This window comes from Vibrio sp. 1-Bac 57 (assembly GCF_037546855.1).
Lineage (GTDB): Bacteria > Pseudomonadota > Gammaproteobacteria > Enterobacterales > Psychromonadaceae > Psychromonas.
Genome location: NZ_JALAAC010000030.1, coordinates 17,996 through 36,466, shown reverse-complemented (window position 1 = coordinate 36,466; position 18,471 = coordinate 17,996). Strand labels below are relative to the sequence as shown.

The 18,471-nt window shown below is 37.5% G+C and carries 18 protein-coding genes and 1 tRNA gene; 15 read left to right on the top strand and 4 right to left on the bottom strand.

The annotated features are described in order from the left end of the window. Positions 1-89: 89 nt before the first annotated feature. A complete protein-coding gene (locus MT391_RS16195; protein WP_166370706.1) occupies positions 90-392 on the bottom strand; it encodes a cell division protein ZapA in 303 nt (100 codons plus the stop codon). Positions 393-564: 172 nt separating this feature from the next. Here MT391_RS16195 and MT391_RS16190 point away from each other — a divergent pair, with 172 nt between their 5' ends. The 7 genes from MT391_RS16190 to MT391_RS16160 all read left to right on the top strand — a co-directional run bounded on the left by MT391_RS16190 (position 565) and on the right by MT391_RS16160 (position 7,586). After that, complete coding sequence (locus tag MT391_RS16190) at positions 565-1,134, top strand: UPF0149 family protein (protein ID WP_299668178.1); 570 nt, start codon at positions 565-567, stop codon at positions 1,132-1,134. An 11-nt stretch (positions 1,135-1,145) separates the two neighbouring features. Next, positions 1,146-2,444 (top strand): Xaa-Pro aminopeptidase, encoded by a 1,299-nt coding sequence (gene pepP / locus MT391_RS16185; protein WP_499442512.1) that lies wholly within the window; start codon positions 1,146-1,148, stop codon positions 2,442-2,444. After that, the gene (gene ubiH / locus MT391_RS16180; RefSeq protein WP_499499015.1) at positions 2,437-3,729 is read left to right on the top strand and encodes a 2-octaprenyl-6-methoxyphenyl hydroxylase; all 1,293 of its coding nucleotides are present in this window, start codon (positions 2,437-2,439) and stop codon (positions 3,727-3,729) included. The genes pepP and ubiH overlap by 8 nt, the downstream gene beginning before the upstream one ends. Next, positions 3,726-4,943, top strand: coding sequence for an FAD-dependent monooxygenase (locus tag MT391_RS16175; protein ID WP_499499014.1), 1,218 nt, complete (start codon positions 3,726-3,728; stop codon positions 4,941-4,943). The genes ubiH and MT391_RS16175 overlap by 4 nt, the downstream gene beginning before the upstream one ends. A 167-nt stretch (positions 4,944-5,110) precedes the next feature. Beyond that, entirely contained in the window at positions 5,111-6,307 is a 1,197-nt protein-coding gene (gene fabV, locus MT391_RS16170; RefSeq protein WP_499499012.1) for an enoyl-ACP reductase FabV, read from the top strand. A 200-nt stretch (positions 6,308-6,507) separates the two neighbouring features. Then, positions 6,508-6,584: transfer RNA gene (locus tag MT391_RS16165), tRNA-Pro, on the top strand. Positions 6,585-6,626: 42 nt separating this feature from the next. Then, positions 6,627-7,586, top strand: coding sequence for a KpsF/GutQ family sugar-phosphate isomerase (locus MT391_RS16160; RefSeq protein WP_166370694.1), 960 nt, complete (start codon positions 6,627-6,629; stop codon positions 7,584-7,586). A gap of 536 nt (positions 7,587-8,122) precedes the next feature. Here MT391_RS16160 and MT391_RS16155 read toward each other — a convergent pair. Both MT391_RS16155 and rsmD read right to left on the bottom strand, forming a co-directional pair. After that, a complete protein-coding gene (locus MT391_RS16155) occupies positions 8,123-8,386 on the bottom strand; it encodes a DUF1145 domain-containing protein (RefSeq protein ID WP_499499011.1) in 264 nt (87 codons plus the stop codon). A gap of 3 nt (positions 8,387-8,389) precedes the next feature. Then, on the bottom strand, positions 8,390-8,995 hold the full coding sequence (rsmD, locus tag MT391_RS16150; protein ID WP_499499010.1) for a 16S rRNA (guanine(966)-N(2))-methyltransferase RsmD: 606 nt from the start codon (positions 8,993-8,995) through the stop codon (positions 8,390-8,392). 96 nt (positions 8,996-9,091) lie between these two features. On the opposite strand from rsmD, the gene ftsY reads away from it, so the two are divergent. The 7 genes from ftsY (at position 9,092) to MT391_RS16115 (ending at position 16,095) form a co-directional block, all read left to right on the top strand. Next, complete coding sequence (ftsY, locus tag MT391_RS16145; RefSeq protein WP_499499008.1) at positions 9,092-10,891, top strand: signal recognition particle-docking protein FtsY; 1,800 nt, start codon at positions 9,092-9,094, stop codon at positions 10,889-10,891. A 13-nt stretch (positions 10,892-10,904) separates the two neighbouring features. Further along, complete coding sequence (gene ftsE / locus MT391_RS16140; RefSeq protein WP_166370686.1) at positions 10,905-11,585, top strand: cell division ATP-binding protein FtsE; 681 nt, start codon at positions 10,905-10,907, stop codon at positions 11,583-11,585. Continuing rightward, positions 11,578-12,567: a permease-like cell division protein FtsX gene (ftsX, locus tag MT391_RS16135; protein WP_166370684.1), complete on the top strand. Its 990-nt coding sequence runs from the start codon at positions 11,578-11,580 to the stop codon at positions 12,565-12,567. Before ftsE ends, ftsX begins: the two co-directional genes overlap by 8 nt. Before the next feature lie 161 nt (positions 12,568-12,728). Further along, positions 12,729-13,052: a hypothetical protein gene (locus tag MT391_RS16130; RefSeq protein WP_166370682.1), complete on the top strand. Its 324-nt coding sequence runs from the start codon at positions 12,729-12,731 to the stop codon at positions 13,050-13,052. A gap of 110 nt (positions 13,053-13,162) precedes the next feature. Beyond that, positions 13,163-14,011: an RNA polymerase sigma factor RpoH gene (gene rpoH, locus MT391_RS16125; RefSeq protein WP_166370680.1), complete on the top strand. Its 849-nt coding sequence runs from the start codon at positions 13,163-13,165 to the stop codon at positions 14,009-14,011. A gap of 73 nt (positions 14,012-14,084) precedes the next feature. Then, positions 14,085-14,930: a prephenate dehydratase gene (locus MT391_RS16120; protein WP_499442413.1), complete on the top strand. Its 846-nt coding sequence runs from the start codon at positions 14,085-14,087 to the stop codon at positions 14,928-14,930. A 220-nt stretch (positions 14,931-15,150) separates the two neighbouring features. Further along, the gene (locus MT391_RS16115) at positions 15,151-16,095 is read left to right on the top strand and encodes a dienelactone hydrolase family protein (protein ID WP_499499006.1); all 945 of its coding nucleotides are present in this window, start codon (positions 15,151-15,153) and stop codon (positions 16,093-16,095) included. Positions 16,096-16,269: 174 nt separating this feature from the next. Here the strand turns inward: MT391_RS16115 and trmA are convergent, their stop codons facing one another. Continuing rightward, positions 16,270-17,376, bottom strand: coding sequence for a tRNA (uridine(54)-C5)-methyltransferase TrmA (gene trmA, locus MT391_RS16110; RefSeq protein WP_499499004.1), 1,107 nt, complete (start codon positions 17,374-17,376; stop codon positions 16,270-16,272). A 189-nt stretch (positions 17,377-17,565) separates the two neighbouring features. Here trmA and murI point away from each other — a divergent pair, with 189 nt between their 5' ends. Beyond that, positions 17,566-18,432 carry a glutamate racemase gene (gene murI, locus MT391_RS16105; protein ID WP_499499002.1) on the top strand — a complete coding sequence of 289 codons (867 nt, stop codon included), beginning with the start codon at positions 17,566-17,568 and terminating at the stop codon, positions 18,430-18,432. Positions 18,433-18,471: the final 39 nt, after the last annotated feature.

Below are 18,471 nucleotides of genomic sequence, written 5' to 3'. Positions count from 1 at the left end.
TCAAAGACAGTATGAGTGATTGCAATTAGTAATATTAAAGGGATATAAAAATATAAGGTTGTTCAATAAATAAAGCAGAAAATAAAATGTTAGTCTTTTAATAAAGCAGTGTTATCTAATGCACCGTTAATGGCATCTTGTAATTGTTGAATACGTTTATTTAATTGCTCGGTCTGCGCTTGATTTTCTTCTTTTAATGTATTCAGTTGATGGCGATAATTTAATGCTGCCATTACAACCAGTTGATCGCTTCTTAAAGTGCGTGCCGAGGTTCTCATTTCTTTTAAATGTTCATTAACTTGTGCAACAGAGCCTAATAAACTTTCTTGCTCACCTTCTGGGCAGCTGATTTTGTATTGTTGGCCTAAAATAGTAATATCAAGATGTGCCATAAAAGCCCCCGTTAGTGTTGCAAATTAAGGGAACAGTGAACCTCCCTAAAAAAATGTCATATAATGGGCGAACTATATCGACCTAGCTATCAAGTTTCAAGTACTTAGTGGCGACGAGATCCTGTGGATGATAGAATATAGCAATTATCTTTTATTGATTAAGAGTGTCCTTATGAATTCAGCTGTACTACCAAGTTTTGAAAAAATTTCGCAAGCCCTTGAAGGTGCTGAGTTATTCACCAATGCTGCCGAAACTCACGGAGTCTTATCTGGCTTTGTTTGCGGTGGTATTGCCCTTGATGATAAAAGTTGGCAACCATTATTTAATGATGTTGTTAATGAGGGAATGGCGTTGCCACAACCAATAAAAAAACTTGTTGCTGATATTTATGCAGAGGTGGTGAAGCAATGTGCTGACGATGGTTTAGGCTTTAACTTATTATTACCTGATGATGAAAAACCTTTAGATGAAAGAGCTGAAGCGATGGCGCAATGGGCACAGGGTTTTTTAGTCGGTTTTGGTATGGTGCAACAGGCACTAAATCAAGCATCGGAAGATGTACAAGAAGTGATTCGAGATATTCGTGATATCTCACAACTATCTTTAGATTTTGAACAAGAAGATGAAGAGTCTGAAATTGCTTTTGCTGAAATTGTTGAGTACCTTCGCGTTAGCGCTATGTTATGTTTTAATACATTTTCCCGTAACATGGCAACGCCTATTTCTAATACCCTTCACTAAACTGAGAGCACATGACTGAATTTAATACTCGCCGACATTTATTCTCTAATAGTATGCTGGACAACAGTATGGCTATTTTCCCTGCTAATGAAGAATTGATCCGAAGTAACGATACCGAATTTCGTTTTCGTCAAAATAGTGATTTTTATTACCTGACTGGATTTAATGAGCCGGAAGCATGCTTGTTATTGATCAAAAGAAAAGGGTTAATTAGCAGTGTGTTATTTAACCGCAGAAAAGATAAAACGGCAGAAATTTGGCATGGTTATCGATTAGGTCAAGCGGCTGCCGTTACTGAATTGTCGATGGATCAAGCCTTTGCTATTGATGAGTTAGAAGTGATTCTAGCGGATTTATTAACCGGCATCGAGACAGTATATTATCCGGTATTAAGTGGTTTAAGTTTAGATACTCGCTTGCAAACTATTCTCAATAAGTTACGTAATAAAACACGTAGTGGTTTAATTGCAACCAATCAGTTTTTAAATTGGCAACCGCAGTTACATGAAATGCGCTTATTCAAAAGTGATGCTGAAAAAGAGTTAATGCGTAAAGCAGGGGAGATCTCTGCACTTGGCCACGTACGAGCAATGCAACAGTGTAAACCGGGTATGTGGGAATTCCAATTGCAATTAGAAGTTGAATATGAATTCGCAAGGCAGGGGACGCGTGATATTGCCTATAACAGTATTGTTGCTGGTGGTAATAATGCCTGTATTTTGCATTACACCGAAAATGATAAGCAACTAAAGGATGGTGACTTAGTGCTGATTGATGCGGGTGCTGAATATCAAGGTTATGCTGGCGATATTACACGTACTTTTCCTGTTAATGGTCGCTTTACTGAAGAGCAAGCGACTATTTACCAATTAGTCCTAGATTGTCAGTTATTTGCACTTGAGCAAGTGAAACCGAATATCAGTGTTTTAGCGATCAATAAATTGGTTGTACGTAAAATGTGTGAAGGTTTATTAGCTTTGGGTATTTTGCAAGGTGACCTTGAAACTCTGATCCAGGAAGAAAAATATAAAGACTTTTATATGCATGGTTTAGGCCACTTTATTGGTTTAGATGTGCACGATGTCGGGAATTCTGGCAGTATCGAAATACCGCGCCTCTTAGAAAAAGGCATGGCGATCACCATTGAACCTGGGCTTTATATTAGTAATGATGCAGATGTTGAAGATCGTTGGAAAGGTATTGGTGTTCGTATTGAAGATGATGTCATTGTTACCGACACTGGATGCGAAATTTTGACTTCGGCAGTGCCAAAAAGCATTCAAGATATTGAAGCATTGATGCATGGTTAAAAACAACATTACTACGGTTGACACTGTTTCAGATGAGCGATGTGATAACGTTAGTTATGACATCGTCATTGTAGGTGCTGGTCTATCTGGCTCATTATTAGCGTTATCTTTGTTGAAGCAAAATGATCAACTTAAGGTGTTATTGTTAGATGAAAACGAGCAGCGTGTTGAAAGGGACCTGTCTCTAGCGACTAAAACATTATCTGACAAGCAACGTAACCCTAGCTTCGATGCGCGTTGTATTGCTTTGAACGCTGGGTCGGTTGATATTTTAGACTCGCTAGCATTATGGTCTGATATTAAAATTAATGCACAAGCCATCGACAAAATCCAAGTATCAGATAAAGGCTACTTTGGAGCCTTAGGTTTAATGCCGAATAATAAAGGCGAAACTTTTGGCTATGTTGTTGAGCTGCAACATGTTGGGAAAGTTCTGGCAAGAGCATTAGGCGCTTTTCCATCGCTAACGACACGATATAATGTAAAGCTCAAACATTTTCAACAAGGTATTGATGCAATTAGTTGTGAACTCAGTGATGGTCAGCATATTGATGCAAGATTATGTGTGGGCGCCGATGGCAGTGAAAGCCAAGTCAGGGAACTAGCTAAAATAGACACACAGCGCTATAGCTATGACCGTAGTGCCATTATCTGTAATGTTCGTTGTTCTAAACCACATCAAAATATTGCCTATGAGCGATTTTGTAAAAGCGGTCCTATTGCTTTATTACCGTTAACTGCAGGCCGCTATTCATTAGTGTATTGCGTTGAGCATCAGCAAGCCGCGCAAATTGCAGAATTACCGGATCACTTGTTTCTTGCTCAATTACAGCAACATTTCGGTTTTCGTGCAGGTATATTTGAAGAAACAGGAAAGCGAGATATTTATCCGTTAAGCTTAGTAAAAACAACTAAGCCGGTTGCTCATCGCGTTTTATGTATTGGTAATGCGGCGCATAGTCTACACCCTGTTGCAGGGCAAGGCTTCAATTTGGGGTTACGTGATTTATTTGTTTTAGCGAAGGTGATCACTCAATCTGAAGTACAACATATTGGCTCATTTTCAATGTTAAATACTTATTGGCAATGTCGCGCTAAAGATCATCATCGCACAATTTTGATGACAGATAGTTTAGTGAGAATATTCAGTAATCAATATCCATTATTGAGCATTCCTCGTAATATTGGTTTGCAAGCAATGAGCTGTTTCCCTTTTTTATCAGAACCCATTATCGAACAAGCTAAAGGCCAGTTTGATTTGTTCAACAGTGAGAATTTATCATGATGCAGTCTTACGATGTCACCATTGTCGGTGGCGGAATGGTTGGATTAACATTAGCCAAATGTTTAGCTAAAAGTCATTTATCTATTGCTATCATTGAAGCTAATGAAACAGTGGCGTTAAGTGATGCCCCTGAAAGTAGGGTCAGTGCGATTAGCTTTGCTAGCAAAACCCTGTTTGATAATTTAGGCATTTGGCCATTACTAAAAGCGCAACGCATTACGCCGTACCATACGATGCAAGTATGGGAAAAAGATAGCTTTGGTAAAATTGACTTTGATGCCAAACAAGTCGACCAAAAAGACTTAGGGTACATTGTAGAGAATAAAAATTTACAGCAAGCTTTACAACAGAGTGTACAACAACAGCAAAATGTCACTTTTTTCTGTCCCGATTCACTACAAAGTATGGCTATCGGAGAGGGGGAAGCTTGGTTAACATTAAACAGTGGCAAACAACTGACATCAAAGTTAGTGGTAGCTGCCGATGGTGCTAATTCATGGGTAAGAACACAGCTTAATATTCCTTTAACACAATGGGATTATGAGCATCATGCTATTGTTGCTACGATAAAAACCGTTGAAAATCACCAAGCTTGTGCTCGTCAAATATTTACCCCGGAAGGACCACTCGCCTTTTTGCCTTTATACCAACAACATCTTAGTTCTATCGTATGGTCTTTGCCGCCTGAAAAAGCAAAAGCTTTACTGGCTTTAGATGATCAAACCTTCAATCAACATCTAAGTCGTACCTTTGACAATTGCCTAGGTCCCTGTGAAGTACAAGGCCAACGTCAAAGCATTGCTTTAAGCATGCGTTATGCTCGAGATTTTGCAAAACATCGTGTCGCTTTAATTGGCGATGCTGCGCATACTATTCATCCTTTAGCTGGTCAGGGCGTGAACCTAGGTTTACTTGATGCCGCGTGTTTAGGGCAGGAATTAATCAAACATACGGCATTAGGTAATGATATTGGTTTATACCCTCATTTGCGTCATTTTGAACGTTGGCGTAAAGCCGAAGCGATCCAAATGATTGCTTCCATGGAAGGTTTGAAACAATTATTTAATGGTGCAAATCCTGTGCAAAAATTGGTGAGAGACGTCGCACTATTAATGGCCAGTAATATAGCACCATTGAAAAAACAATTTATAAAACAAGCGATGGGATTAAATGGCGATAGACCTGATTTGTGTTTAATAAAAACAGGTGTCTAATAAGTTAACCCGATAGAGGTTTTAATTAGCCTTAGCTGTTTTTTGGCATTTTCCCAGAGAACAGGTATATTAGCGATAATTTTACTTACGCCTTTAATGCGAGTGCGGTGATTTTCTATCATTACTACCCTTATTAAAGGTTTCAAATACCATAAGAGCGAAAAAATATGATCATTAAACCTAAGATTCGTGGCTTTATTTGTACTACTACACACCCAACCGGTTGTGAAAAAAACATCCAAGCACAAATTGAATACACAAAAGCACAAGGCAAAATTGAAAAAGGTCCTAAACGTGTATTAGTGATTGGTTCTTCTGCTGGTTACGGCATGTCTTCTCGTATTGCAGCTGCATATGGAAGTGATGCTTCAACAATTGGTGTGTTTTTTGAAAAACCTGCAACTGATCGTAAAACGGGTTCTGCAGGTTGGTACAACAGTGCTGCATTTGAAAAACAAGCTAAAGAAGATGGTCTATACGCTAAAAGCGTTAATGGCGATGCATTCTCTAACGAAACAAAGCAACTTGTTATCGATACAATCAAAGCTGACTTAGGTCAAATTGATGCAATCATCTATTCTGTTGCTGCGCCTGTGCGTAAATTACCTGATACGGGCGAAGTTATTCGTTCAAGCCTAAAACCAATTGGTGAAACTTACACTTCAACTGCTATTGATACTAACAAAGACGTGATCATTGAAGCATCAGTAGAGCCTGCAACTGAAGAAGAAGTTGCTAATACTGTTACCGTTATGGGTGGACAAGATTGGGAGCTTTGGATCAATGCACTAGCAGATGCGGGTGTGTTAGCTGAAGGTGTTAAAACCGTTGCTTACTCTTACATCGGCACTGAATTAACATGGCCTATCTACTGGAATGGCGCATTAGGTAAAGCGAAATTAGATTTAGATCGTGCATCTACCGCTATTCAATCTCAATTAGCTGCTTTAAATGGTGAAGCTTATGTTTCAGTACAAAAAAGTGTTGTGACACAAGCAAGCTCAGCTATCCCTGTTATGCCTTTATACCTTTCAATGGTCTTTAGAATCATGAAAGAAAAAGGTTTACACGAAGGTTGTATGGAACAAATTCACCGTCTGTTTACTACACAGTTATTTAAAGCTGATGGCTCAGCTCCTACAACAGATGAAGCACGTCGTTTACGTCTTGATGATTGGGAGTTACGTGATGATGTTCAACAAGCCTGTACAGAACTATGGCCTCAAATTACCACTGAAAATCTGTTTGAACTAACAGACTACCAAGATTATAAAGATGAATTTTTACAATTATTTGGTTTTGGTATCGACGGTGTTGATTATGATGCTGAAGTTGAACCTTTAGTTGAGTTTGATTGTTTATAATTTCTTATTCATTTGAATGAGTGTATTTAAGTAGTCTACTATACCCGCCGAGAGCGGGTATTTTTTTGCCTCAACTTTTGCCTCAATCTTTGTCACAATATGTCAATCCGTTTCAATTACGTTACTTTTTCTTTATTGTTTACGCTTAGACTTGCTTTTTTTGTTGCAACTTCATGATAAATAATTAGACTTACATAAATCGGTATGTAGCGCAGTTTGGTAGCGCACTGGCATGGGGTGTCAGGGGTCGGAGGTTCGAATCCTCCCATACCGACCATTTCTTCATTTATTATTTCTCCTCCTATACTAAGGAATTTTCATGTCCCGTTTTGCATTGCCAGAGTCTCAATTGTTAAAAGAACTCAAAAACGTATTTGAAGTACAAAGTGCGGCAATTACTACACATAGTAAACAGGTCGGCGAAGCGTATCTTCAAGCGTTGGCTTTAATGAAAAACTGTACTGGGCGTGTGATTGTTTCTGGAATGGGAAAATCAGGCCATATCGGTACTAAAATAGCAGCTACACTGGCCTCTGTTGGAACGCCTTCTTTTTTTATGCATCCCGGTGAAGCTTTTCACGGTGATTTAGGCATGGTAACAAAAGAAGATGTATTACTATTAATTTCATATAGTGGCGAAACAGATGAGATACTAAAAATAATTCCATCGCTGCAACACTTTGGTAATAAAATCATCTCAATTACCGGTGGCACAACATCGACACTTGCTAAAAACTCTCATGTTGTACTCGATGCAAGCGTAGAAAAAGAAACCTGCCCTAATAACCTAGCACCAAGCACTTCTACTACCTTGACCTTAGTGATCGGTGACGCACTTGCGAATACGCTCACGTTAGAAAAAGACTTTAGTCCAATGGATTTTGCTCGCTTTCATCCTGGCGGTAGCTTAGGTAAGCGTTTATTAACTTTTGTTCGCGATGAAATGCGCAGTGATAACTTACCGGTTGTAAGTGCTGATACGTCAGTGACTGATGTGTTAATGGTGATGACTGAAACTCGTACCGGTTTAGCTTTGGTGTTAGAAGATGGCAATTTACAGGGTGTGATCACTGATGGTGATGTTCGTCGTTTCTTAATTGCAGGTGAAAGTATTGTTGATAGCCAAGCTGAACATTTAATGAATCCTACACCACGTTTAATTTCTGCTTCAGCGCGTCTAACTGAAGCTGAAGAATTAATGCGCGAAAAACATATAAAATGGTTAGTGGTAAGTGAAGATGGTAAAAAAGTAGATGGCATTATCGAGTGGGGACAATAACCAAAGATATTGCCTAAGCAAAAAGCTTAACTTATTAAAATATGCTCCATTAAAAGTCACTACGGTGACTTTTTTATTATTGGCTGCGGCTTATTCTGCACAGAGATAAACTTACCCTAAGAGATCAACCATCCTAGATACTGTTATTTGCCTTATTTAAGAAAGTAATCTCTCTCCCTATCTTATTAATTTTATTTAACATGCTGAAAAATAAACTCTTTTTAAACTTTTATCTATGTTGTTTGGGCTGTTTAGAAACTATTTTCTATTTCATGTAATAACTAATTGCGAATAATTTCTTATACTTAGCAGCAAGTAAAGGAAGTAGCATCGTTGCAGTGGAACTGTTTACAGGGATAAGGAACCGCCAAAGGATTGGCAAGGGGAGTTGCTTAGGAAAGCATTGTCATGGAGCCACAAGGATGCGGTCAATCTCAACGGAATGAAGTGAAGACGACAAAAAAGGGTGAGCATTTATAATGCTCACCCTTTTTTATTCGCCATTTTTTAAAAATGTGCAGTGATAGAAAGCGTGTTTATAAAAGGCGTGCTTTTAATTGCCACATTTTAAATACACCAAAAAAGAAAATTTCAAAAGCTTCTTTTTTGGTTAACTTTAGCTTTTCAGCAAATGCTCCATAAATAACTAACAATTGGATCGCATGCATTACAATCACAAAGGCTAATAAAAAGTAAAAGGCCATTGCAGCTTTTCCAGGGAATGGAAAAAATAAATTAGCAAGCAACAAGGTCCAAATAATGATCATTAAAAACTTTGCAAAGGGAATAAAGTAAGCCATTTTTTAACCTCTTGAAAATAATTGATAACGAACCTGGCCCGATGTTTTTTCTTTCAATAGTTGCCAGTTATCAGGAGTTTGTAACGTGTTTAAGCTACTTTCAACTTCCACATAAATAAGACATCCATTGGCTAAATATCCATTTGCTTCTAATTGTTCTATACAAGGTTGAGCTAAGCCTAGATTAAATGGAGGATCGATAAAAACCACATCGTAGTTTTGAGTCGCCGTTTGGTGCAGGTATTTTAATGAATCACCTTGAATAATTTGCGCATTTTCCACGTTTAATGAAGTTAAGTTAATTTGTAGCTGCTTAGCTACTTGTTTATCAAGCTCTAAGAAAGTACAGAATTGACAATAACGAGACAACGCTTCGAAACCTAGACTGCCACTTCCACTAAAACAATCTAAACAATTTGCAGCTCGAATATCATGCATTAACCAATTGAAAAGAGTTTCTTTTGTGCGATCCGTTGTTGGTCGTAATCCTTGTTTATCTTTAACGGGAAGCTTTTTTCCTCGCCATTGACCAGAGATTAAGCGGATAAATCCGTCACTCATTGATTTTCTATTGTTTTCTTTGGTTAAAGTACGATGATTTTTACTCATATAATTTTTAGTCCGGCAAGCATAGTGTTAATATAGCATTTCAATACGATTGCTATTTTAGCAGGGTAAACAGGTTGTTAGTAAGGTTTTTAATCAATGTCTATAAAGAAAGGATTGTTTTCATGGTTTTCAAAAAAACCAGCTAAGAAAACAGAGCAAGAAGAAAAAGAGCAAGCTGAGCTATTAGCACGTGAACAAGCTGAACTTGAAGCACAAGAGATCGCCGCTGCTGAAGAAGCAAAACGTCAAGCCGAACTAATAGAAAGAGAGCTAGCTGAAAAAGAGCAAGCCGAGCTATTAGCACGCAAACAGGCTGAACTTGAAGCACAAGAGATCGCCGCTGCTGAAGAGACAAAACGTCAAGCTGAACTAATAGAAAGAGAGCGAGCTGAAAAAGAGCAAGCCGAGCTATTAGCACGCAAACAGGCTGAACTTGAAGCACAAGAGATCGCCGCTGCTGAAGAAGCAAAACGTCAAGCTGAACTAATAGAAAGAGAGCGAGCTGAAAAAGAGCAAGCCGAGCTATTAGCACGCGAGCAGGCTGAACTTGAAGCACAAGAGATCGCCGCTGCTGAAGAAGCAAAACGTCAAGCCGAATTAATAGAAAGAGAATTAGCTGAAAAAGAGCAAGCCGAGCTAGTAGAAAAAGAGCTAGCCGAAAAAGAGCAAGCTGAGCTAATAGAAAAAGAGTTAGCAGTCAAACGCGCAGAGCTGTTAGCACGTAAGCAAGCTGAACTTGAAGCAAAAGAAAAAGCGGCAGCGGAAGAAGCACAACGTCAGTTAGAAATAGTAGCTCAACAAGAGGCAGCTGCTAAAGCAAGATTGGCATATCAAGAAGCACAAAAAAATGCTGAATTAGCACGTCAACAGGTAGAAAGTGAGGCAAATGAAGAAGCAGCACAAGAAGCTGAGATAGAGGCAAAGTTAGTTGCTGAAAAAGAAGTTGAAGCAGAGAAACAAAAAAATACATTAGGTTTCTTTGCTCGTTTTGCTGCTGGATTAAAGAAAACACGGCTTAATATTGGTAGTGGTTTATTATCGTTATTTAAAGGCAAAAAAATTGATGATGAGCTATTTGAAGAACTAGAAGAGCAACTTATTGTCGCGGATATCGGTGTTGAGACGACATTGCGTATCATTGATAATTTAACGGAGCATGCAGACCGTAAACAGTTAAAAGATGCAGAAGTTCTTTATGAGTTATTGAAAAAAGACTTATCAGATATACTGCATGAAGTTGAAAAGCCATTAGTGATTGATGAAACTAAAAAACCTTATGTTATTTTAATGGTTGGAGTAAATGGTGTTGGTAAAACAACCACTATCGGTAAATTAGCGAAAAAATTCCAACAGGAAGGTAAGTCAGTGATGCTTGCTGCCGGTGATACGTTCCGTGCCGCTGCTGTTGAGCAGTTGCAAGTTTGGGGGGAGCGTAATGACATTCCTGTGATTGCTCAGCAAACGGGGGCAGATAGTGCATCGGTTTTATTTGATGCAATGGATGCAGCGCAAGCTCGCGGTATCGATGTGTTAATTGCAGATACAGCTGGCCGTTTACAAAATAAAGATCACTTGATGGACGAGTTGGCAAAAGTAGTACGAATCATGCGTAAAAAAGATCCAACTGCCCCTCATGAAATCATGTTAACAATTGATGCGGGTACTGGTCAGAATGCGATTAGCCAAGTTAAATTATTTAACCAAGCCGTAGGATTGACAGGCGTGACCTTTACTAAGCTTGATGGTACGGCAAAAGGGGGGATTATTTTCTCTATTGCGGACCAATTTAAACTGCCTATCCGTTATATCGGAGTGGGAGAGGGCATTGATGATTTAAGGGAGTTTAACGCCAAAGAGTTTATCGATGCTCTTTTCTCTAAAGAAGATGAGTCATAAGGTAAAATAGATAATGATATTATTCGAAGAAGTCAGCAAAATTTATGCCGATGAGCAAATCGCTTTAAATAAAGTAGACTTTCATTTAAAACAAGGCGAAATGGCTTTTATTACCGGCCACTCTGGTTCTGGTAAAAGTACTTTATTAAAGCTGGTGAGCCTGATGGAGCGCCCTACTACGGGGCGTATTGTTTTAAATGGCAATGATATCAGTCATATTAAAGGCAATGATATTCCCTATTTACGTCGTCATATTGGTATGATCTTTCAAGATCATCGTTTATTGATGAATCGTACCGTACTTGAAAATGTTGGCTTGCCTTTATTAATTGAAGGTTACAGCCGTTATGAAATTAAACGGCGTAGTTTAGCGGCTTTAGATAAAGTGGGATTAACGGGGAAAGAAAGCAGTTTTCCCATCAACTTATCAGGTGGTGAGCAACAACGAGTAGGTATAGCGCGAGCAATTATTAATCAACCTCCTTTATTATTAGCAGATGAACCCACTGGTAACTTAGATCCTAAATTATCATTAGAAATTTTAACCTTGTTTGAATCTTTAAATCAATTTGGTATGTCCGTGTTGATTGCCACACATGATTTAGGGCTAATTGCTAAGATGCGTTACCGTACACTGACATTACGTGATGGTGATATGATCAATGACGGCTTATTAAGGGAACGTAATGAGTAACAAGATGGGCGCAAAAAGAAAGCTATCTGGCTCTCCTAAAATTAATAAAGTGTCTTTTATTGGTCGTGTTAAAGCAACGCTCGTACAGCATGTACATCAGGTTATCCATAGTTTTTTTGAATTATGGAAAACGCCGTTTGCAACCTTGATGACAATTCTAGTATTAGGTGTCGCACTATCTTTACCCACTGTTTTCCATGTAGTTTATAAAAATGTAGAGCGCGTTAGCGGACAATGGGACAGCGCCTCAGAGGTAAGCCTTTTTTTAAAAAAGAATATTTCTGAAGAACGGGTACAAGTACTGATTAATAAGTTAGGTTTGTATGAAGATATTGAAGCCGTTACTTATATTTCGCGCCATCAAGCATTGTTAGAGTTTAAAGAGATGTCTGGTTTTTCAAAGGCATTAAGTTATTTAGATGAAAATCCATTGCCTGCAGTGCTGGTGGTTGTACCTGTTAAATCGGCGATGAATGCAGCAGGCAGTAAATTACTAGTGGCTAAACTTGAACGAGAGCAAGATATTGACTTGGTAAGTGTTGATATTGATTGGATAGAAAAGTTACAGGCTATTTTCTATCTTGTGGTTGATATGGTCATTGGTATTGCAACATTATTATTATTATCTGTGTTATTAATTGTTAGTAATACGATCCGGCTTAACATACTTAATCAACGTGATGAAATAGAAGTACTAAAATTAGTCGGAGCAACCAACAGTTTTATCCAATTACCTTATATTTATATCGGAGCTTGGTATGGATTTTTGGGTGGTGTGATTGCTTGGTTCTTTTCTTGGATACTGGTTATCTGGTTGGAATCTGGGGTGATGAATTTAACCGGCCTTTATCAGGCTCAATTTCAAATAATATCATTGAATTTTGATGAATCTATTACACTACTTATTGTTGGTGCTCTATTAGGTTTTATTGCTTCATTTATATCTGTAAAACAATACCTTGTGAAGATTGAACCGAAGTAATTTTAATCACTATAATTGCTGCTTTTAGACGCTTATGGAATAACTTAATACCAATTTTTTATAAAAATAAATCAAAAACAACTGCTTGATCTCTTTTGTTTTGCCTGTAATATGTGATCTACTTCACGGGTTTGCTAAGGGAATTTGATTTCAGGTGTTTTATGAAAAAAAATGTTGATATTCAGTTGTTACCCATTTCGTCACCTACATGCCAAGTGCTCATTCAAGAACAAATGGCCTTCCATAAAGGCATGACGCTGATTGATTTGATTGCTAATTGTAAAGAAATTCTTGTTATTCGTATTGATGGGCGGTTGGTTGCTTACGGAACTTTTGATCTATTTGATGGTCAGATTATGCGTATCAATTCATTACATTTTCGAGATGTTTTTCAACATCATAGTATCGGACAATATTGGTTATCCCGTTTTGTAAAACGCAAGTTAGATAAAAGATGTTACTTCAATTTTTTGATAGCCAGTTAGGGTTATTAGGTAAGTAAAATATTTTATTTTCAATTTGATACTGTATAATATAGAGTGTTTGATTAGTATCGAAACACTTATTATTAAAACTTCAAGTATTAAGGTAAAACATGAGTGAAACAATAAATTCAATGAGTCTAGTTCCTCAAGGAAGTATTGGAGCCTATGTTCAATCTGTAAACTCATTTGCTAAGCTAAGCGCTGAAGAAGAGCAAGAGTTAGCAGAGCGTCTATATTACAAAGGTGATTTAGAAGCCGCAAAAAAATTAGTCATGTCGCATCTTCGATTTGTTGCTTACATTGCTAAAAGTTATGCTGGTTACGGCTTAGCGCAAGCGGATCTAATTCAAGAAGGTAATGTAGGACTAATGAAAGCGGTTAAACGCTTTGACCCAACTGTGGGTGTGCGTCTTGTTTCTTTTGCTGTGCATTGGATTAAAGCAGAGATTCATGAGTACGTGATCCGTAATTGGCGTGTTGTAAAAATTGCAACGACAAAAGCACAACGAAAATTATTCTTCAATTTACGTAAATCTAAAAAACGTTTAGGTTGGTTCAAAAAAGAAGAAGTAGAAGCGGTTGCTGAAGAGTTAAATGTAAGTACTAAAGATGTACTTGAAATGGAGTCTCGTTTAAATGCTCAAGATCAATCTTTTGATTTAAGTGTTAATGACGATGATGACAATACCTTTGCACCGATGCACTATCTTGAAGATAAAAGTGCAAGCGTTGAAACTCAAATTGAGCAAGAAAATACTGAGTCTCATACAAAGAATAAATTGTATTCAGCGTTATCAACGTTAGATGCACGTAGCCAAGATATTTTAAATTCTCGTTGGTTGAGTGAGCCAAAAGCCACTTTACACGATTTAGCTGCACGTTATGATATTTCTGCGGAGCGTGTTCGTCAGTTAGAAGCGAATGCCCTTAAGAAATTAAAAACTAACATGGACTTCTAAATAGTTAGAATATTATCAGGTGAGCTCAGGCTCACCTTTTTATTTACCCTCTCTAAGATCAACTCGGTATTCTATGCTTACTATCGCGACACTTGGCCCTAAAGATACATTCTCAGATCTCGCTACTAAGCAGTATATTCAAGCTATTCAAGATAAAGATCCCGTCCCCAATACTGATATTAAATATTACTCTACGCTATCACAAACCTTTCAAGCCGTTGGCAAAGACTGTCAATTAGGTGTTTTACCCATTGAAAACTTATCCGAAGGTTATGTGCAGGTAGTTTTAGACCAATTATTGGATACTAAGCTGTTTGTTATCTCTGAACTGCTATTGCCGATTCAATTCTCATTTGTTGGATTCTGTGAGCAATTCTCTGATCTACGTGATTTGTATGTGCAGTTTGTTGCTCATGGGCAATGCTCTGAATTCATCAATGGATTGGAAGGTGTTAGAATACACAACACGCAAAGCAATATTGAATCCTTGGTGTTAGCGCAACAAAAAGGTAAATCGGCTGGTGCAATTATTCCGCAACATGCTTTATCACAAGCGACTGAAGCAAGCATAGTTGATAATGACGTAACCAACTATGCTAATAATCAAACACGTTTTTTAGTACTTTCTGAAACACCTCAAGCACGGATTCAGGATAAAGAATATAAAACCACTTTGGTTGTTAATAATAAACAAGATTGTCCGGGTGTTTTAGGTAGTATTGTCAGTGCTTTTGCAATGCAAAAAGTAAATTTAACCTCTATCATGTCTCGTCCTACTCGTTCACAAATAGGTAATTATCACTTTTTTATTGATATAGATGGACATCAAGAAGATCAACATATCGCTTCTGCGTTAGCTGAGATACAAGCTCAATATGCAGTAACAGTGATTGGCTCTTATATTAAAGCCGTCAATTAAAACTATTTAAATCGTTTTCACTGCACTAAGTTATTATTCACTTTATCGATTATTAGATCGTTACATCCTTGCAAAAATAATAAAGATATGAAAAATGACGCTAGGAATAGGTTGATGATCACTGATGATTAAGAATAAATTTTACACTAGGTTTTAAATTGGTTATTGTTTGAACGATCGTTTTTAAATGTAATAATTTATTAATAATGAGAGTGTGAATATGACTAATAAAGCTAATATAACAAATAAAGCTAATATAACTAAAGCACCAGAAAACCAGCCTAGCATGCAGATCCCCCAAGAAGCCTTTGACTGGTATGATGAATATGCTCATGGAGATATAGATAGACGTACATTTTTAAGACGACTAGCTGGTATTGCAGGAGCCGGTATTACCTTAGCAACACTTTCAACGGCATTAACGCCTAATTATGCGCTCGCTGAACAAATTTCATTTAATGATGATGATATAACTGCAACCTACCAAACATTCCCATCACCGAAAGGGCACGGTGAAGGCAGAGGCTATTTTGTTACACCAAAAGTTGTAGACGGTAAATTACCTGTGGTGTTGGTTATTCATGAAAATCGCGGCTTAAATCCTTACATAAAAGATGTTGCTCGTCGTTTGGCAAAAGCAGGGTTTATTGCTTTTGCCCCTGATGTCTTACATTCACTTGGTGGCTACCCAGGTAATGATGACCAAGGTAAAAAGATGCAAAGTTCGTTAGATAAAAATAAAATTGAAGAAGACTTTATTGCAGCAGCTAATTATTTAAAAACACATCCACAGAGTAATGGAAAACTAGGTGCAGTAGGTTTTTGTTTTGGTGGCTATATTGTCAATATGCTGGCAGCAACTATCCCTGAAACGCTGGATGCGGGTGTGCCGTTCTACGGAACCCCTGCTAAAGCAGAATTAAGAAAAAATATTAAAGCACCTTTATTAATTCAATTAGCTGAACTTGATAAAAGGGTGAATGCGTATTGGCCAGAATATGAAGCGGACTTAAAAAAATATAATGTGGATTATGAAATGCATATGTATGAAAAAGCCAATCATGGTTTTCATAATGACTCAACAGCTCGCTACGTTCCAACCATGGCCGACCTTGCTTGGGATAGAAGTATCAACTTTTTTAATAAGCATCTAGCCACGACTTGATTTTAGTTAGCTAATAAGCGCGTAAGTTAAGTGTAAAAATAAAAAGCTACATACTTAGGTATGTAGCTTTTTTGTATTTATCGACCCGTTTTTGATTTTTAGTAACGACTCAATCTCCCATTCATCGTTTAAATAAAAAAAATAAGGTTAGATAACAAATAGTCTTCTGAATAGTTAATGCTTTTTAACTAAAAACACACCCGCTTCGGTATGGTGTGTATAAGGGAACTGATCAAATAGAGAGAATTTTTTAATCTCATGTGTCTGAGTAAATACATCAAGATTCGCTTTTAATGTTTCAGGATTGCAGCTGATGTACATGATGTTGTCATATTTTTGTACCATTTCAACGGTATCATCATCAAGGCCAGCCCGTGGTGGATCAACGAAAATGGTATTACATTGATAACTAGATAAATCGACATTTTTTTCTTTTAAACGATTAAACTCTCGCTCGCCATTAATCGCTTGAGTAAATTCTTCAGCAGACATTCTAACAATTTTCACGTTATCAATATTATTTGCGGCAATATTATATTGTGCAGAATTAACCGATGGAGTAGAGACTTCTGTCGCTAATACTCGGTTGAAGTTCTTTGCCAATGCTAAAGAGAAATTACCATTACCACAGTACAGTTCTAATAAATCACCTTCACTATCTCGTGTACATTCGATAGCCCACTCAAGCATTTTAATCGAAACTTCTGTATTAGGTTGGGTAAAGCTATTTTCAACTTGTTGATATATTAATTGTTGCCCATCTACATTTAGTTTTTCTACTACATAGTCATGATCGACAATCAGTTTTTGTTTGCGTGCTCGACCAATAAAGTTAATCTTAAACTCTTTAGATAAGCGGGCTTTTAATGTTTTAATCGCCGTTAACCATTCATCATCTAAAACTTTATGGTAAAGAAAGCTCACCATAATTTCGCCACTCATGCTTGATAAAAAATTAGCTTGAAATAATTTATAGCGAAGAATGGGTGATACTTTTAATTCCTCTACTAGGCGAGGCATTAATCGATTAATTAATTCACTCGCAGGGACAAATTGTTCTACACGTATACGCTGGCGCGTTTCTTGGTCGGTCATGTAAAAATACAGGTCCATATCTTCATGCCAAACTCGAAATTGGCTGCGCATACGGTAATGTGTTTTTGGTGAATCGAAACATTCTAATTCAGGGAGTTCAAAGGTTGAAAAGAGAGCTGTAAATTGCTCTTTTTTAGCGTCTAATTGTGATTCATAATTATCCGGATCAACAAATTCTAAGCTCATAATAACCTCTGTTTTTTATATCTATCACTGACTATTTTTCAATAGCATTTAAATGGAGGGGCATTCTAAAACAGCGAGTAGCTGTTGGCTAGCTAAAACCGACCATCATTATTATCAGGTTAATGATCATTTTATTTCTTTATGCTTTGATTACAGGCTAAAATACTTTTTTTGCCAAGGAAGTAGAAAATGTCAGCCAAACGAGTACTTATATTTGATTCTGGAGTCGGTGGTTTATCTGTTTACGAACAGATAGTTAAATATAATCCTACTATCAAGTGTCAATATTTGTTTGATAATGCTTACTTCCCCTATGGTGAACTGCCAAGAGAACAATTAATTCATCGGCTAACACAATTATTAACTGAATTTATGCAGTTGCACTCGGTTGATTTAATTGTCATCGCGTGTAACTCCGCGAGTACAGTCGCGCTTGATGCATTACGTCAGCACTTTACTATACCAATTGTTGGGGTTGTCCCGGCCATCAAGCCTGCTACTTTAATCACTGCTAATAATGTGATTGGATTATTAGCAACGCCGGGTACTATAGAGCGTGCTTATACCGATACGTTAATTAATGAGTTTGCCGCTGATAAAACGGTACTGCGTATTGGCTCTACTCAATTGGTTAAATTAGCTGAAGATAAGTTGATAGGGAAAGTACTTGATGTAGATAGTTTTAGAGCAATATTAGCACCTTGGTTAAAGAATGAAGATAACATGCCTGATACATTAGTATTAGGATGTACTCATTTCCCTCTACTCAAAGAAGAAATCAGTGCCTGTTTCGCTCGGTCGGTTCATTTAGTTGACTCTGGGCAAGCGATTGCGTTGCGTGTAAAGCAGTTATTAAATCCTCTATCATTGGGCGATCAGTTATTAGATGAACAGTTATCAAGTTCTCAGCGATTAAACAATTACCCATTAAACAAGTCCCCATTAAATCATCAGGCTTTTTATACCCGCCAGTTTGAAAGCAAAGCACATTTAACAGCTTTAACAATGAGTTTTAAAGAGCGGGGCTTTTTAGATATTAATTTTTGTGGGCTTTAGGTCACTTGTAGTAATAAATCGATAAAGCCCGAATCCATT

Coding starts and splice junctions, on each gene's coding strand:
- MT391_RS16155 (WP_499499011.1), bottom strand. CDS start 8,386: ATGGCTTACTTTATTCCCTTTGCAAAGTTTTTAATGATCATTATTTGG.
- ftsE (WP_166370686.1), top strand. CDS start 10,905: ATGATATTATTCGAAGAAGTCAGCAAAATTTATGCCGATGAGCAAATC.
- ftsY (WP_499499008.1), top strand. CDS start 9,092: ATGTCTATAAAGAAAGGATTGTTTTCATGGTTTTCAAAAAAACCAGCT.
- MT391_RS16190 (WP_299668178.1), top strand. CDS start 565: ATGAATTCAGCTGTACTACCAAGTTTTGAAAAAATTTCGCAAGCCCTT.
- fabV (WP_499499012.1), top strand. CDS start 5,111: ATGATCATTAAACCTAAGATTCGTGGCTTTATTTGTACTACTACACAC.
- MT391_RS16175 (WP_499499014.1), top strand. CDS start 3,726: ATGATGCAGTCTTACGATGTCACCATTGTCGGTGGCGGAATGGTTGGA.
- ubiH (WP_499499015.1), top strand. CDS start 2,437: ATGGTTAAAAACAACATTACTACGGTTGACACTGTTTCAGATGAGCGA.
- ftsX (WP_166370684.1), top strand. CDS start 11,578: ATGAGTAACAAGATGGGCGCAAAAAGAAAGCTATCTGGCTCTCCTAAA.
- MT391_RS16120 (WP_499442413.1), top strand. CDS start 14,085: ATGCTTACTATCGCGACACTTGGCCCTAAAGATACATTCTCAGATCTC.
- MT391_RS16115 (WP_499499006.1), top strand. CDS start 15,151: ATGACTAATAAAGCTAATATAACAAATAAAGCTAATATAACTAAAGCA.
- MT391_RS16160 (WP_166370694.1), top strand. CDS start 6,627: ATGTCCCGTTTTGCATTGCCAGAGTCTCAATTGTTAAAAGAACTCAAA.
- rsmD (WP_499499010.1), bottom strand. CDS start 8,995: ATGAGTAAAAATCATCGTACTTTAACCAAAGAAAACAATAGAAAATCA.
- MT391_RS16130 (WP_166370682.1), top strand. CDS start 12,729: ATGAAAAAAAATGTTGATATTCAGTTGTTACCCATTTCGTCACCTACA.
- trmA (WP_499499004.1), bottom strand. CDS start 17,376: ATGAGCTTAGAATTTGTTGATCCGGATAATTATGAATCACAATTAGAC.
- MT391_RS16195 (WP_166370706.1), bottom strand. CDS start 392: ATGGCACATCTTGATATTACTATTTTAGGCCAACAATACAAAATCAGC.
- pepP (WP_499442512.1), top strand. CDS start 1,146: ATGACTGAATTTAATACTCGCCGACATTTATTCTCTAATAGTATGCTG.
- rpoH (WP_166370680.1), top strand. CDS start 13,163: ATGAGTGAAACAATAAATTCAATGAGTCTAGTTCCTCAAGGAAGTATT.
- murI (WP_499499002.1), top strand. CDS start 17,566: ATGTCAGCCAAACGAGTACTTATATTTGATTCTGGAGTCGGTGGTTTA.